The organism is Janibacter sp. DB-40 (genome assembly GCF_029510815.1).
Taxonomy (GTDB): Bacteria; Actinomycetota; Actinomycetes; order Actinomycetales; family Dermatophilaceae; genus Janibacter.
In genome coordinates, this window is record NZ_CP120360.1 from 2114703 (window position 1) to 2129721 (window position 15019).

Genomic DNA, 15019 nt, shown 5'->3' on the forward strand with positions numbered 1-15019 from the left:
CGTAGGGCTCCGGTGGGCGCGAAGGGAGGGTTGCGTCTGCCCCTTCGTCCGCCCGCTCCGTATGCTGGCGGGCGTGCCGATCCTCAGCGAGACCACCGATGCCGTCACGACCCTGACCATCGAGCGGACCCACCGACGCAATGCCCTCGACCTGCCGACGCTCGAGGAGCTGGACGCGGCCGTCACCGCCGCCGTCGAGGGCGGCGCCCGGGCGCTCGTGCTCACCGGCTCGGCCGGTCACTTCTGCGCCGGAGCCGATCTCACCGAGCTCGAGGACGTCTCCTTCACCGAGCGCCTCGCCGAGGTCCTCGAGCACCTCGCCGGAGTCCCGATCACGACGATCGCCTCGATCTCCGGCTCGTGCATGGGGCTGGGGATGCAGCTCGCCCTGGCCTGCGACCTGCGGGTCGTCGAGGACGGTGCCCGGTTCGCCGTCCCCGTGGCCAAGCTCGGCCTCATGGTCAACAAGTGGACGCTCGAGCGCGCCGCCCGGTTCTGGGGCGAGGGAGCCGCACGGCACATGGTGCTCACCGCCGCGGTCCTGGACCACGAGGACGCCTGGCGCCTCGGCTTCGCCCAGCGCCGGGGCGGCCTCGACGTCGCGCTCGACCTCGCCCGGGACGCCGTCCCGCTCGCACCGCTCTCACAGCGGGGGTCGAAGCTCGGGATGGACTCCCCGACCGGTCCCGACCCGACCTACGACGAGGCCTTCGCACGCGCGTGGGCCAGCAGCGACCTCACCGAGGGCCAACGGGCCTTCAGCGAGCGCCGCTCCCCCGTCTTCGAGGGCCGCTGATGCCCACCGCCGACGCGAGCGTGCGCGCCGCCGGTCCCAACGACGCCCCGGCGGTCGGGCAGGTCCAGGCCCTCGTCTGGCAGGAGGCCTACGACGGGGTCGTCCCGCCGCAGGTCCACGCGGCCTTCGACCCCCAGTCCTTCACCGCGGCCTGGCGCGACTCGCTGCGCACCCCGCCCGAAGGGGTGCACCGCCTCCTCGTCGCCTGTGCCGGCGAGCAGGTGGTCGGCTTCGTCGCCATCGGGCCCAGCCAGGACCCCGACACCGGCCAGACGACCGGCGAGGTCACCGCCCTGGGCGTCCACCCGATGCACCGCCGGCAGGGGCACGGCTCGCGGCTGCTCAATGCCGCCGTGGACCTCCTGCGCGACGCCGGCGCGGAGCACGTCGCCGCCTGGTGCCTCGTGCAGCACGAGGACGTGCGGGCCTTCCTCACCGGGTCGGGGTTGTCGCCCGACGGCGCCTACCGGGACCGCGTGATCTCCCCCGACGGCGAGACCGCAAGGGAGGTCCGGCTGGTCGCGCTCCTGACCCAGGACGCGCAGTGACTGCGGACGCGCTGGCACCCGCGCACGCCGCCGCACGCCGCCAGGGCCTGTCGGTCGGCCTGGCCACCGGGATATACGGGGTCAGTTTCGGCGCACTCGGCGTCGCGGCCGGTCTCGACGTCTGGCAGACCGTGGCGCTGTCCCTGCTGCTCTTCACCGGGGGGTCGCAGTTCGCCTTCATCGGCATCATCGGAGCGGGTGGCAACCCGATCACGGCTGTCGCGACCTCCACCCTGCTCGGCATCCGCAACGGCCTCTACGGCCTGCAGCTGGCCCGGGTCCTGCGGCTGGCCGGGTGGCGCAGGGCGGCCGCCGCCCACCTGACCATCGACGAGTCCACCGCCGTCGCGCTGGCGCAGTCCGAACCACCGGTCCAACGCACCGGCTTCTGGGCGGGCGGCCTGGGTGTCTTCACCTTCTGGAACGTCTCGACGCTGATCGGGGCAGTCGTCGGCAATGCCATCGGCGACCCGCGCGTCTGGGGGCTCGACGCCGCCGCGGCCGCAGCCTTCGTGGGCCTCATCTGGCCCCGGCTGCGGGACCGCACGGGGCGCGTCACCGCAGCGCTGGCCGCAGCCATCGCCCTCATCGCCTTCGCGCCGACGCCCGCCGGGGTGCCCGTGCTCCTCGCGGCCGTCGCGGCGGTGGTCGTCGGGCTCGTCGACGCGGCACCGAGTCGGGCACGTGACATCGAGCAGCCGGAGGGGGACCTCCTGTGAGCTCCACCGTCCTGTGGGTCAGCGTCCTGGCGGCCTGTGCGCTGGGATTCGTGACGAAGTACCTCGGTCACCTCGTCCCCGAGTCCCTGGTCGACGGCCGCCGTCGCTCGCGCATCATCGGGCTGCTACCCGTCGCCCTGCTCGCCGGCCTCGTCGTGACGCAGACCGTGGGCGGGGACGAGCGCATCGTCCTCGATGCCCGGCTGGCCGCTGTCGCGCTCGCCGTCGTGCTGCTGTGGCTGCGCGCGAACTTCGTCATCGTCGTCGTCGCGGCAGCCGCGCTGGCCGCCGGCCTGCGGGCGCTCGGCTGGGGCTGACCTGCCGCTACGCCGGGACCTGCTGCTGCGAGGGCTCCGTCACCGTCGCGAAGACACTCGACCCGCCCTCGGTGAGCAGCAGCACGTCGTAGGCGTCGAGCTGGTCCCCCTGCTCCATGCCGGGCGTGCCCACCGGCATGGCGGGCACGCTCAGACCACGTGCACCCCGCGGCGGGTCGGCGAGGTACTCGAGGACGAACCGTGCCGCGACGTGACCGACGAAGACGTCCCCGTCGGGGTTCACCGCCAGGTGGCAGGACTGCATCTTCCGGGGGATGTCGTGACGGGACCACACGTCCTCGAGGGAGTCCGGGTGCTCGACCGTGATCGAGAACCCGTGGTCCTCCGCGTGACTGACCCATCCGTCGCAGCACCCGCACGAGGGGTCCTTGTGGACGGTCAAGGCCAGACGGGCCGGGTCGACCTCGCCGGCGGCTCCCTCGGGACCGGCGCTCGCGCCCTCGGGGACCTCGTCCTCACCTCCGCACGCGGCGAGCAGGGACATCGACCCCAGGCCGGTCAGGAGCAGCAGGCCGCGACGGCTGGGCCCCCGGGACGCGGGGCGGGCGGCGGCAGCAGGTGCGGTGGAGACCATGCCGAGATCCTAATCCGTACCCCTGGGGGGCACGCGGCCGACCTCAGAGACCGAGCACGTGCTCCAGCCCCACAGTGACACCCGGGTGCTTGCCGACCTCGCGCACGCCGGCGAGGACACCGGGCATGAAGGAGACCCGGTCGAAGGAGTCGTGGCGGAGGGTGAGCATCTCGCCCTCGTTGCCCAGCAGGACCTCCTGGTGGGCCACGAGCCCGCGCAACCGGACCGCGTGCACCGGGACGCCATCGACCTGCGCGCCCCGGGCGCCGTCCGGGTCCTCGCTCGTCGCGTCGGGGACGGGCCCCAGCCCCGCCTCCGCACGCGCGGCGCCGATGAGCTCGGCGGTGCGCGTCGCGGTGCCGCTCGGGGCATCGACCTTGCGTGGGTGGTGCAGCTCGATCACCTCGACCGACTCGTAGAAGCGAGCGGCCTGCTTGGCGAACTGCATCATCAGCACGGCACCGATGGCGAAGTTCGGGGCGATGAGCACGCCGACGCCCCCAGCGGCCTCGACCTCACCGCGCAGCTCCTCGGCCTTGGCATCGGTCCACCCCGAGGTGCCGACGACGACGTGCACGCCACGCTCGACGCAGTGGCGCACATTGCCCTCGCTGGCGGTCAGCACCGTGAAGTCGATGGCCACCTCGGCGCCACCGAGGTCGCCGAGGTCGTCCCCGTCGTCGTAGCGGCCGACGAGCTCGAGGTCCTCGGCCGCCTCCACCGCCTCGCACGCCGTCGAACCCATGCGTCCTGCCGCGCCGATCACTGCCACCTTTGTCGTCATGGCCACAGCCTACGAGTCGTCCGGATCGCGGCCGTCGTGCACCGCGAGGACATGCTGAAGACGATTGCCGTTCACTTTCTGTTCACTTGGTGCTACGGTACAAAGTGAACAGATGATGAACGCGAGGTGTCCGACATGACCGTGACCGCACTGACGAAGAAGACCGGGGCTCGTCCGGCTGGCCGCCTGACCTGCACCTGGGTTCCCGTCCGCGGGCAGGACGGTCGCACCCGCATGGAGATGCGCTGGGTCGAGCAGACCACCGCGCGACCCCACCACTCCACCCGGCCCGCCGCCTGACCGTCCGCCCCTCCTCCTGCCGACCGGGGGGTGCTACTGGCCGGCAGCGGCCACCACCTGCTCCCAGGTGACGCGACGCGGGGTACCTGCCCGGTCGGGAGTGGCCAGCAGGGCCATGGCACGCGACAGCTCCAGCTGCCCCAGTCCCCCGCCGAAGCGGTCGAGGACGAGGACCGCCCGTGGGCGGGCGAGTCCGCCCATGACCTCGCGGACCGTGTCCATCAGCTCGACGGCGACACCGTCCAGGTCCGGGTCCGGCCCCACCTCGGCGCTGAGGCTGACGGCGGCGACGAGTGAGCGCCCGAGGTCGGGGTCCTTGCGCGAGGCCACCGCGGCCACCTCGACGAAGGGATGGTCCGCCAGGACCTCACGGACCTCGGGGAGGGAGACCAGCTGACCGGAGATGGAGACCACGTCGTCGGTGCGCCCCAGGAAGTCCATGCGCCCGTTCGCCCGACGGACGGCGAGGTCACCCGTGGCATAGCTGCCGGGGTGTCGCGTCCAGTGCGCGTCCGCGATCGCGGCCTGCGGCCCCTCGATCCCGACCATCGTGCCCGCCCACGGCAGTCGCAGGATCACCTCACCGGCCTCACCCTCGGCGACCGGCATCCCCGCGGCGTCGACGATGTCGACCCCGCAGTCGGGCACGGCGTCCACGTCGTCACCGCCACCGCCGGCCACCTGGACGATGCCGCCGAGCTCGAGCTGGCCCCAGGCGTCGACGACGTCGACCTCCCGCGAGGCGAAGGCCTGCCCCAGCCAGGACCGCAGCTCGTCGTCGACCGGCTCACCGGCCGTGGTGACCCGACGCAGCGAGGGCAGCTCGGACACCTCCGGCAGCTCACGGGCCCAGCCACGCACCGTCCGCACGACGGACGGGGTCGTGACCATGCTCTCGACCCCGTAGCGGGCGACGATGTCCCACGCCCGGGTCTGCGAGGGCTGGTCGAGCGTCCCCTCGTACATGACGACGGTGTCGCCGTGCGCCAGGGGGCCGTAGATGCCGTGGAACTGGGTGACCGTCCACGCGATGTCACCGGCACACCAGAAGACGCCTCCGGTGCGCAGCCGACGGTGGACGGCCATGGCCCCGGCCAGCATCGTCGCGGTGCCGTGCAGGATGGAGACCGTCTGGCCACCGCGGTGCGCCAGGGGGATGGCCGCGATGGGGTGGTCGGACGGCAGGGACGCAGCAGCGGTCGGATCGTCCACCGGTGAGGTCGCGATCCCGGGACGGGCCGGGGCCACGAGGTCGTGGTACCAGCGGTCCCCCTCGAACCAGGCGACGTCCATCCCGGTGCGGCGCACGACGATGGTGTGCTGGACCGAGCCGCCGGCAAGGAGCGCGTCGTCGGCGCGCGACTTCAGCGGCAGGACGGTCCCGTGCCGCCAGGCACCGTCCTGGGTGAAGAGGACCTTCAGGTCGAGCAGCTCCAGTCGGTCACCGAGCGGCTCCACGGGAAGGGGGTCGGCAGGATCGTGTGGATCGCGCCGATGCGGGCGCAGGCGAGCATGATGACGACCGTCTCGGGGAGCCACCCCAGGTGGAGCCCGACCCGGTCACCGGGACCGACCCCCATCCCCCGGAGGGCGGCGGTGAGCGCGAGCACCTGCTCGTGCAGCTGGGCATAGGTCAGCGTGCGCCGGTCGCCCGGCTCCCCTCCCAGTGGATGGCCGACCGGTCGGATCGGTCGACGAGGTGGCGGTCGACGCAGTTCACCGAGAGGTTGAGCTCGCCACCGACGAACCAGCGCCCCGACCGCTCTCCGGGCAGCCACAGGTCGGCGAAGGGGGTGTCGAAGGAGATCAGGTCGGCGACCTCCTCCCACGAGAACGGTGGGGCGACCTGCCAGATGCCTGCGGGGTGCGACTCAGGCATGACCGAGCGTCCTTCCTGCCGCGCGTGCGGCGCGGCCGAGCTGGCCCGCCACGGCCCGGACGCCGGGCTCGTCACCGGGATCGTCGATGTTCGCCGCCAGGACGGCGACCGTGGCACCCTGCCCGTCCACCACCGGCACCGCCACCTCCGGGGGCAGCGTGGGATCCTCCGGTGTCAGGGCGAGGTGGTCGGCCACGGCCCAGCGGGCCCGGGCCTCGTCGGTGGCCGCCTCCCGGTCGTCGGGCTGCGCCCGGTCCACGGATCGTTGCCACACCTCGTCGTCGCCCGCTCGTGCGGCGAGCAGCCGCCCGCCCGCGCACGACAGTGCCGGCACCACCCGGTGGGCGTCCCGGTAGGGCCCACGCTCGGTGCCGTCGACACGGTCGACGTAGATGACCTCGCCGTGGACGAGGATCTCCACGTGGATCGTGCGCTCGAGCTGGTCACGCAACTGCGAGAGGTAGGGGCTGAGCGCTCCGAGGAGGGGCAGCCGGGAGAGGTAGTGGTTCGACAACCGGGCCAGCTCCGGACCCAGCCCGTACCGGGAGGAGCGGGGGTCCTGGACGACGAGGTCGGCCAGGACGAGTGACCGCAGGAGGCGGTGCACCGTCGGGACCGACATGCCCGACCGCTCGGCGAGGTCGGTCAGCTGCTGGTAGGCGGGCCCCTCGCCGAGGAGCTCGAGCAACCGCACGGCGTTGCGCACCGTCCCGAGGCCGCCACGGCCGGCCGTCCCGGCCTCGGACGCGTGGGATGCGGTCACGGGACCCCCTTCCGACTCATTGCACGAACGTCCTCGAGTCAACCACGTCCGGAGATACATTTCTGAACAAGACACTTGATTTTCACATAATGAAAACATAGTGTCACGTCCACACAGTTTCACCGTCGAAACATGAAAAGGGAGGGTCAGTGCTGACCAGGGCCTACCAGCACTCGTTACGCGGGAGCCACCTGCCCGCCGGCGAGACGCTCCTCGACGTCGACGACGTCACACTCCGCTTCGGCGGTGTCACCGCCCTGCGCGGTGTCTCCTTCTCCGTGACCGAGGGGCACATCCACTCGATCATCGGCCCCAACGGCGCCGGCAAGTCATCCCTGCTCAACTGCATCAGCGGCCTCTACCGTCCGCAGGAGGGCCAGATCCGGCTGCAGACCGCGGCTGCTCCTGGCGCCGACGGCAGCGCGGGGAAAACCACCACCCACCAGATGACCAAGCTCGCCCCCCATCGCATCGCGCGGCTCGGGGTGGCCCGTTCCTTCCAGAACATCGAGCTCTTCCACGCGATGAGTGTGCTGGAGAACCTCATGCTCGGTCGGCACATCCACATGGACCACAGCGTGCTGAAGTCCATGCTCTGGTTCGGCCCCGCGCGCCGTCAGGAGATCCGCCACCGGCAGCTCGTCGAGGAGGTCATCGACCTGCTCAACCTGCAGGCGGTGCGCAACCAGCCGGTCGGCTCCCTCGCCTACGGCATCCAGAAGCGCGTCGAGCTCGGACGGGCCCTGTGCCTGCAGCCCTCCCTGCTCCTGCTGGACGAGCCCATGGCGGGGATGAACGCCGAGGAGAAGGAGGACATGGCCCGCTTCGTCCTCGACGTGCACGAGCTGGCCGACGTCTCCGTCGTCCTCATCGAGCACGACATGAACGTCGTCATGGACATCTCCCACCGGATCAGCGTCCTGGACTTCGGGGCACTGATCGCCGACGGGACACCTGCGGAGGTCATGGCCAACCCCGCGGTCGTCGAGGCCTACCTCGGCGCCGAGGACGAGGAGGAGGACGCGCGTGTCTGATCTGGCCGAGGACACCTTCCCCCGCCTGCTCGTCGGTCTCGCGGCCACCCGTGGCGACGCCGTGGCGATGCAGGAGAAGCAGTACGGCATCTGGCAGCCGCTCACGTGGAGCGAGTACGAGCGCCGGGTGCACGACACCGCACACGGGCTCGCCTCGCTGGGTGTCTCCCGCGGTGAGATCATCGCCGTCCTCGGGGACAACCGCCCCGAGTGGCTCATCGCCGAGCTCGCCGCCCAGAGCATGGGCGTGGCCGTCGTGGGGATCTACCCGACCTCGATCGGCGAGGAGCTGCGGCACATCCTGACCACCTCGCGGGCACGGGTGGTCGTCGCCGAGGACCAGGAGCAGGTCGACAAGCTGCTGCGCCTGCTCGAGGAGGAGACGCCGGCCGGTGCCGCGGAGCTGGGCATCGAGAAGATCGTCTACTACGACCCGCACGGCCTCGAGCAGTACACCGACGAGATCCTCATGGAGTTCACCGGGCTCGAGGAGCTCGGTCGCGAGCGGGCCGCGCAGCAGCCCGAGTGGTTCACCGAGCAGGTCACCGCCGGCTCCGCGGAGGACATCGCGGTCATCTGCACCACGTCCGGGACGACCTCGCGCCCCAAGCTGGCCGAGCTGTCCCACCGCAACCTGCTCGCCATGGCCGAGCACCTCACGAGCATCGACCCGATCGACTCGAAGGACCGCTACGTCTCCTTTCTCCCCTTCGCCTGGATCGGCGAGCAGATGCTGGCCGTCGCCTGCGGCCTCTCCCGGGGCCTGACGATCTCCTTCCCCGAGGACTCCTCGACCCAGCGCAGCGACCTGCGCGAGATCGGCCCGGACGTGATGTTCTCGCCGCCGCGGATCTGGGAGTCGATGCTCTCCGAGGTCCAGGTCCGCATCGACGAGGCCGGGTGGCTCAAGCGGCGCGTCTTCGGCTGGGGTTACGGCATCGGGGACAAGGTCGCGGAGATGCGGGTCAGCGGCAGGAAGCCCGGCGCCCTGCTCAGGGCCACCCACGTGGTGGCCGACGCCGTGTCCACCCGTCCGGTGCGCGACCAGCTCGGGCTGACTCGGATCGCCCGCTGCTACACCGGCGGCGCGCCCCTGGGCCCGGACGTCTTCCGCTTCTTCCACGCCATCGGCGTCAACCTCAAGCAGATCTACGGGCAGACCGAGATCTGTGGCATCGCCGTCGTGCACCGGGACGACGACGTGCCCTTCAACACCGTGGGCACCCCCATCCCCGGGACCGACATGCGCATCAGCGACGACGGCGAGGTCCTGCTCCGCTCGGACTCGGTCTTCCGCGGCTACCACCGCCAGCCGGAGGAGACCGCGAAGATCGTCGACGCCGAGGGGTGGCTGCACACCGGGGACGCGGGCTACCTCGACGACAACGACCACCTCGTGATCATCGACCGGGCCAAGGACGTGCTCACCGCGTCCGACGGAACCCGCTACTCCAGCGCCTTCATCGAGAACAAGCTGAAGTTCTCCCCCTACGTCGAGGAGGCGGTCGTCTTCCCGCCCGGGGACGGCGGCGACGGCATGACGGCGATGGTCATCATCGACCCCGCCACGGTCGGGTCCTGGGCGGAGAACGAGCGGCTCAGCTACACGACCTACACCGACCTCGCCGGCAAGCCGGAGGTCCAGGAGCTCATCGCCGAGGAGGCGAGCCGGGCCAACGAGGACCTGCAGGAGGGCATCCGGGTGCGTCGATTCGTCCTGCTGCACAAGCAGCTCGACCCCGATGACGACGAGATCACCCGTACCCGCAAGGTCCGTCGCAATGTCATCGCCGACCGGTACGGCGACATCATCGCGGCCCTGTCGCGTGGTGACGACACGGTCGAGGTGCGCAGCCGCATCACCTACCAGGACGGCTCGAGCACCGAGCGGGTCCTGGAGCTGGACATCTTCGACCTGACCACCTACTCGGTCCCCGAGGGCAGGGGCCGCCGACCCGTCTGGAGTGGGCGACGTTGAGCACCTTCATCAACCAGCTGGCCTACGGGCTGGCCGACGGGTCGATCCTGGCGCTGGCCGCCCTCGGCTTCGTCCTGATCTACAAGGCGACGGGCGTCATCAACTTCGCCCAGGGCGAGTTCCTGCTCGTGGGCGCCTACATGTTCTACACGGCCTTCGTCGTCATGGACCTCCCCCTCGTGGTGGCCGTGCTCTTCGGCGTCGTGGTGGCGACTCTCATCGGTGTGCTCGTCGAGCGCCTGATCCTGCGGCCGATGGTCGGAGAGAACCCGATCAGCATCATCATGGTGACCATCGGCCTCTCCTCGCTGCTCAAGGCACTGGTCCAGGCCTTCTACGGCACCTCGCCCAAGAGCCAGCCGAATCTCCTCCCACGGGGGTCGGTGGACATCCTCGGCGCCTCGGTACCGATCAATCGACTGGCCGCGATCCTCATCGCCGCGGTCGTCCTCACCGCGTTCACGGTGTTCTTCCGCAAGTCGCGCCACGGCATCGCCATGCGAGCGGTCGCCGACGACCAGCAGGCCGCCATGACGATGGGCATCTCGGTGCGACGGATCTTCGCCCTGGCCTGGGCGCTCGCCGCCGTGAGCGCGCTCATCGCCGGTGTCCTCGTCGGTGACATCTCCGCCGTGGACAACAACATCGCCGCCTTCGGCCTCCTCGTCTTCCCGGTCGTCATCCTCGGCGGCCTCGACTCCGTCCCCGGGACGATCATCGGTGGCCTCACCATCGGCCTGCTCAAGCAGTTCACCGCCGGCTACCTCGACCCCGGCCTGGCCACCGTCATCCCGTACATCGTTCTCGTCCTGATCCTGCTCGTGCGTCCGTACGGCATCTTCGGCGAGACCCGCATCGAGAGGGTGTGACCTGACGATGGCCGCCACGGCAACCGGAATCCACCACCGCAGCTACACCTCCGAGCTACGGCTGCGGGCCACGCGGGCCGAGTACCTCCGTCTCGGACTGATGACCGTCCTGCTGCTCGTCCTGCCCTTCGTGCTCGACAACTTCTGGCTCTCCCAGGCCAACCTCATCCTCATCGCCGTCATCGGCGCCGTGGGGCTGAACATCCTCGTGGGGTACACCGGCCAGATCTCCCTCGGCCAAGGAGGATTCCTGGCGGTCGGTGCGTACAGCTCCGCGATCCTCTCCGACCGGATCGGGTTGCCCACGCCGCTGGCGATCATCGCGGCGGTGCTGCTCACCGCCGCGGTCGGCACCTTCTTCGGTCTGCCCGGTCTGCGGCTGAAAGGCCTCTACCTCGCCATCGCCACGCTCGCCAGCCAGATGATCATCGAGTTCGTCATCCGTCGGTGGGACTGGCTGACCCTGGACCAGGGCTACCTCAACGTCGAGCGACTGAATCTCTTCGGTTTCCAGATCGGCGGGCGGCAGGTCTTCGAGCAGCAGTGGTACTGGGTCCTCCTCCTCCTCGCCGGCCTGACGGTGCTGACCGCCCGCAACCTCTTCCGCACGGGTCTCGGCCGGTCGTTCATGGCCGTGCGTGACCAGGACATCGCGGCCGAGGCGATCGGGGTGAACATCCCGCGGGCCAAGCTGACGGCCTTTGCCGTCTCCTCCGGTTTCGTCGGACTGGCCGGTGCCCTGACCGCCCACTACAGCGAGGTCGTCTCCTGGGAGAAGTTCACCCTCGACGTCTCGATCCTCTACCTGGCCATGATCATCGTCGGTGGACTCGGCAGCATCGCCGGCGCCGTCTACGGGGCGATCTTCATGACGCTGCTGCCCGAGCTGATCCGACAGCTCTCACTCGGTCTCGGGGACACCCTCCCCTTCCTCGCCGATCAGCTGCCGGCCGTGCGCAACGCCGTCTTCGGACTCGTGATCATCCTCTTCCTCATCCTCGAGCCACGCGGCCTCGACCGGATCTGGCAACGCATCAAGGACTACTTCCGCTTCTGGCCCTTCCGCTACTGACCACCACCCCGTTCCACCGCTGGGACACCCACAGAAGGAGACAACGATGTCTGCACGAAGCCGTTCACTCGCGGTGGCCATGGCCGCTGCATCCGCCCTCGCCCTCTCCGCCTGTGGAGGCGGCGGAGGAGGTGGTGGCGCCGACTCCGACGAGGCCATCCCGATCGGGATCATCGCCGACCTGACCGGCGCCACCGGCGACGTCGGCAAGCCGTACAACGAGGGAATGCTCGCCTACGTCGACTGGCGCAACGGGGAGGACGGCATCGAGGGTCGACAGATCGACGCCATGTCCAACGACTACGCCTACGAGGTCCCCCAGGCCGAGCAGCTGTACAAGCAGTACGTCAACGACGGCGTCGTCGCGATCCAGGGCTGGGGCACCGGTGACACCGAGGCACTCTCCGGCAGCGTGGCCCGGGACGAGCTGCCCTTCATCTCCGGTTCCTTCGCCGAGCCGCTGACCGACCCGGAGGAGGCGCCGTACAACTTCATCATCGCGCCGACCTACTCCGACCAGATGCGCATCGCGCTCGACTGGATCTCCGAGGACAGCGGCGGCAAGAGCGAGGTCGCCGTCTTCCACAACGACAGCCCCTTCGGTGAGGCACCCGTCGCGGACGGTCAGAAGTGGATCGACGAGGAGAGCCTGGACCTCGGTTACGAGGCCTACCCGATGCCGAGTGGTTCGCAGAACTTCGTCGGGCTGCTCTCCCAGGCGAAGAAGCAGGGGGCGAAGTACGTCGTCATCCAGAACGTCGCCTCCCCCGCGGCGCTCGTCGCCAAGGACATCGCGGCCCAGAACCTCGACATGAAGATCGTCTGCCTCAACTGGTGCGCCAACGAGCTGTTCATCGACTCCGCCGGGGCCAAGGCGGCCGAGGGTCACCTGCTCGTCCAGCCCTTCGCCCCGATGGCCGCCGACAAGGAGGGCCACCAGGACCTCAAGGAGTACGCCGAGGCCAATGACCTCGACCCGGCCACCCTCGGCACCTCCTGGGTGCAGGGCTGGTACGCCATGCACGTCATGGCCGAGGGGATCGAGGCGGCACTGAAGAACGGCGACGACCTCACCGGTCCCGCGATCCGCGAGGCCCTGGAGACCATGGGCCCGATCGAGACCGGTGGTGTCGTGGGCAACGGAACCGTCGAGTTCAGCGGCGACAGCCACCGCGGCTCGACCGCCACCGGCATCTACCGGGCCGAGGACGGGAAGATGGTCGAGATCGAAGCCGGCGCCTCGCTGTGAACCAGTCCACCGACACCGGATCCGCGGGGGCGACGGCAGTCGCCCCCGCGGGGGGACTCCTCGCCCTGAACAACGTGGAGGTCATCTACGACGACGTGATCCTCGTGCTGCGTGGTCTCTCCCTGGCCGTCCCGGAGGGCGAGATCGTCGCCCTCCTCGGCTCCAACGGAGCAGGCAAGTCGACGACCCTGAAGGCCGTCTCGGGCCTGCTGCCCAGTGAGCGCGGCGAGGTCACCGACGGGACGGTGACCTTCGCGGGCACGGACATCACCACCATGGACGCACCCGACCGGGTGCGTGAGGGGATGAGTCTGTGCATGGAGGGGCGGCACGTCTTCCAGCACCTCACCATCGCGGAGAACCTCACCGCCGGCGCCTACACGCAGAAGAACACGGCCGACGACCTCGACCTGGTCTACGAGTTCTTCCCCAAGCTGGCTGACATGCGCAACCGGGTCGCGGGGTACCTCTCCGGCGGCGAGCAGCAGATGCTCGCGATCGGGCGCGCCCTGATGGCCCGTCCGAAGCTGCTCATGCTCGACGAGCCGTCCCTGGGCCTCGCACCCCTGCTCGTGCAGGAGATCTTCGGCTACATCAAGCGGCTGAACCAGGAGCAGGGCCTGACCGTGCTCGTCGTGGAGCAGAACGCCCGCCGCGCTCTCGAGGTGGCCGATCGCGGCTACATCATGGAGCAGGGACGCATCGTGCTCGAGGGCTCGGCCGCGGAGCTGCGGGAGAACCCGGACGTCAAGGAGTTCTACCTCGGGCTCGGCGACGAGGGCGGACGCAAGAGCTACCGCGACGTCAAGCACTACCGGCGCCGCAAGCGCTGGCTCTGAGCCCACCCCGTCCCGCACCCACTCACGAGGAGCTGGTATGTCAATCAAGGCTGCCCTGCACGCTCATCTCGCGGACCACGACCTCGATGCTCGTGTCGCGACCCTGATCGCGCAGGCCGCCCGCGTCCCCGGCCTGGCCGACAGGCTCACCCGGGCCGGGATGGACCCGGACGAGGTCCGCGGAGTCGCCGACCTCGCCTCCCTCCCGGTCCTGCCCAAGGACGCGGTGATCGCCCAGCAGGCGGAGGACCCCCCCTTCGGCGGTCTGCTGGCTCCCGGCGCCCGGGTGGCGCGGGTCTTCCAGTCCCCGGGTCCGCTGTACGAGCCCCAGCTCGTCGGCGAGGACTACTGGCGCTGGGGCCAGGTCTTCACCGACCTGGGCGTCGGGCCCGACGACACCGTCCTCAACTGCTTCGGCTACCACCTCTCCCCGGCCGGGGCGATGATGGAGGCCGGTGCCCAGGCGACCGGGGCGACCGTCCTGCCCGGTGGCATCGGCAACCAGGACCTGCAGGTGCGGGCGATCGCCGACCTCGGCGTGAGCGCCTACTGCGGCCTGCCCAGCTACCTCAAGGTGCTCGTGGAGCGCTTCGACGAGCTGGCCCTGCCGCGGGACCGGTGGCGGCTGGCGAGGGCCATGGTCACGGCCGAACCCCTCCCCGACTCCCTGCGTGAGCTGCTCACCGAACGAGTGCCCACGGTGCGGATGGCGTACGGCACCGGGGAGACGGGCCTGCTCGCGTACGAGAGGGGTGACGGGCACGGACTGGCCCTCGCGGAGGGGGTTCTCGTCCAGGTGTGCGACCCCAGCGGCGTGCCGGTCGAGGACGAGACCGAGGGCGAGGTGGTCGTGACCGTTCTGCGACCGGAGTACCCGCTCGTGCGCTTCGGCACGGGCGACCGCTCCGGGTGGATGACGGCCCCGGACGGATCCCTGCGTCTGCGTGGGGTCCTGGGCCGGACCGGCGCCGCGGTGAAGGTCAAGGGCATGTTCCTGCACCCGAGCCAGGCCGTCACCGTCATGAGCGGCATCGACGGGGTGGAGGACTACCGCTTCGTGGTCGGCCGAGAGGACCACGTGGACACCCTGCGCTGCGAGATCGTGCCCGCCACGAGCGGCGACCCCACGACCCTGACCGAGCAGGTCGCACAGCGGGTGCGCGACGGGCTGCGCTTCCGCGCCGATGTCGTCGCCGTCACCCACCTCACCCCCGGCGACGGCCCGCTGCTGGACGTGCGCGACTGGGACTGAGCCGCAGGCGCCACCCCACCCCACG

Annotated in this window: 18 protein-coding genes; 12 read left to right on the forward strand and 6 right to left on the reverse strand. The window is 70.5% G+C overall.

The features are described 5' to 3' along the window. Positions 1-73: 73 nt before the first annotated feature. The 4 genes from PVE36_RS10015 to PVE36_RS10030 are packed head-to-tail and all read left to right on the forward strand — an operon-like array spanning position 74 to position 2380. Positions 74-796: an enoyl-CoA hydratase-related protein gene (locus tag PVE36_RS10015; protein ID WP_277452070.1), complete on the forward strand. Its 723-nt coding sequence runs from the start codon at positions 74-76 to the stop codon at positions 794-796. Continuing rightward, on the forward strand, positions 796-1344 hold the full coding sequence (locus PVE36_RS10020) for a GNAT family N-acetyltransferase (protein WP_277452071.1): 549 nt from the start codon (positions 796-798) through the stop codon (positions 1342-1344). The genes PVE36_RS10015 and PVE36_RS10020 overlap by 1 nt, the downstream gene beginning before the upstream one ends. After that, a complete protein-coding gene (locus PVE36_RS10025; protein ID WP_277452072.1) occupies positions 1341-2063 on the forward strand; it encodes an AzlC family ABC transporter permease in 723 nt (240 codons plus the stop codon). Before PVE36_RS10020 ends, PVE36_RS10025 begins: the two co-directional genes overlap by 4 nt. Beyond that, on the forward strand, positions 2060-2380 hold the full coding sequence (locus tag PVE36_RS10030) for an AzlD domain-containing protein (RefSeq protein ID WP_277452073.1): 321 nt from the start codon (positions 2060-2062) through the stop codon (positions 2378-2380). The genes PVE36_RS10025 and PVE36_RS10030 overlap by 4 nt, the downstream gene beginning before the upstream one ends. A 7-nt stretch (positions 2381-2387) precedes the next feature. Here PVE36_RS10030 and PVE36_RS10035 read toward each other — a convergent pair whose 3' ends face one another. Together PVE36_RS10035 and dapB are read right to left on the reverse strand one after the other, a co-directional pair. Beyond that, positions 2388-2975, reverse strand: a complete 588-nt coding sequence (locus PVE36_RS10035; RefSeq protein WP_277452075.1) for a DUF411 domain-containing protein — start codon at positions 2973-2975, stop codon at positions 2388-2390. A gap of 43 nt (positions 2976-3018) precedes the next feature. Continuing rightward, a complete protein-coding gene (gene dapB / locus PVE36_RS10040; protein ID WP_277452077.1) occupies positions 3019-3759 on the reverse strand; it encodes a 4-hydroxy-tetrahydrodipicolinate reductase in 741 nt (246 codons plus the stop codon). 135 nt (positions 3760-3894) lie between these two features. Here dapB and PVE36_RS10045 point away from each other — a divergent pair, with 135 nt between their 5' ends. Further along, positions 3895-4059, forward strand: coding sequence for a hypothetical protein (locus tag PVE36_RS10045; RefSeq protein ID WP_277452079.1), 165 nt, complete (start codon positions 3895-3897; stop codon positions 4057-4059). Positions 4060-4092: 33 nt separating this feature from the next. Here the strand turns inward: PVE36_RS10045 and PVE36_RS10050 are convergent, their stop codons facing one another. Genes PVE36_RS10050 through PVE36_RS10065 form a run of 4 tightly spaced genes read right to left on the reverse strand, consistent with a single transcriptional unit; the run spans position 4093 to position 6701 of the window. Continuing rightward, positions 4093-5517 carry an AMP-binding protein gene (locus PVE36_RS10050; RefSeq protein WP_277452081.1) on the reverse strand — a complete coding sequence of 475 codons (1425 nt, stop codon included), beginning with the start codon at positions 5515-5517 and terminating at the stop codon, positions 4093-4095. Next, positions 5478-5669, reverse strand: a complete 192-nt coding sequence (locus PVE36_RS10055; RefSeq protein WP_277452082.1) for an AMP-binding protein — start codon at positions 5667-5669, stop codon at positions 5478-5480. Before PVE36_RS10055 ends, PVE36_RS10050 begins: the two co-directional genes overlap by 40 nt. 23 nt (positions 5670-5692) lie before the next feature. Beyond that, complete coding sequence (locus PVE36_RS10060; protein ID WP_277452084.1) at positions 5693-5938, reverse strand: acetyl-coenzyme A synthetase N-terminal domain-containing protein; 246 nt, start codon at positions 5936-5938, stop codon at positions 5693-5695. Further along, complete coding sequence (locus PVE36_RS10065; RefSeq protein WP_277452086.1) at positions 5931-6701, reverse strand: helix-turn-helix domain-containing protein; 771 nt, start codon at positions 6699-6701, stop codon at positions 5931-5933. The genes PVE36_RS10060 and PVE36_RS10065 overlap by 8 nt, the downstream gene beginning before the upstream one ends. A gap of 149 nt (positions 6702-6850) precedes the next feature. On the opposite strand from PVE36_RS10065, the gene PVE36_RS10070 reads away from it, so the two are divergent. From PVE36_RS10070 to PVE36_RS10100, 7 genes are read left to right on the forward strand one after another with little or no spacing between them, the layout of a single operon-like run. Further along, positions 6851-7735, forward strand: a complete 885-nt coding sequence (locus PVE36_RS10070) for an ABC transporter ATP-binding protein (protein WP_277452087.1) — start codon at positions 6851-6853, stop codon at positions 7733-7735. Further along, positions 7728-9713, forward strand: a complete 1986-nt coding sequence (locus tag PVE36_RS10075; RefSeq protein WP_277452089.1) for an AMP-binding protein — start codon at positions 7728-7730, stop codon at positions 9711-9713. The genes PVE36_RS10070 and PVE36_RS10075 overlap by 8 nt, the downstream gene beginning before the upstream one ends. Next, the gene (locus tag PVE36_RS10080; RefSeq protein WP_277452091.1) at positions 9710-10582 is read left to right on the forward strand and encodes a branched-chain amino acid ABC transporter permease; all 873 of its coding nucleotides are present in this window, start codon (positions 9710-9712) and stop codon (positions 10580-10582) included. The genes PVE36_RS10075 and PVE36_RS10080 overlap by 4 nt, the downstream gene beginning before the upstream one ends. Positions 10583-10589: 7 nt before the next feature. Then, the gene (locus tag PVE36_RS10085; protein ID WP_277452092.1) at positions 10590-11654 is read left to right on the forward strand and encodes a branched-chain amino acid ABC transporter permease; all 1065 of its coding nucleotides are present in this window, start codon (positions 10590-10592) and stop codon (positions 11652-11654) included. 46 nt (positions 11655-11700) lie between these two features. Then, positions 11701-12903, forward strand: coding sequence for an ABC transporter substrate-binding protein (locus PVE36_RS10090; RefSeq protein WP_277452093.1), 1203 nt, complete (start codon positions 11701-11703; stop codon positions 12901-12903). Next, a complete protein-coding gene (locus tag PVE36_RS10095) occupies positions 12900-13742 on the forward strand; it encodes an ABC transporter ATP-binding protein (RefSeq protein ID WP_277452094.1) in 843 nt (280 codons plus the stop codon). Before PVE36_RS10090 ends, PVE36_RS10095 begins: the two co-directional genes overlap by 4 nt. A gap of 37 nt (positions 13743-13779) precedes the next feature. Next, entirely contained in the window at positions 13780-14994 is a 1215-nt protein-coding gene (locus tag PVE36_RS10100; protein WP_277452097.1) for a phenylacetate--CoA ligase family protein, read from the forward strand. The last annotated feature ends 25 nt before the right edge of the window (positions 14995-15019 follow it).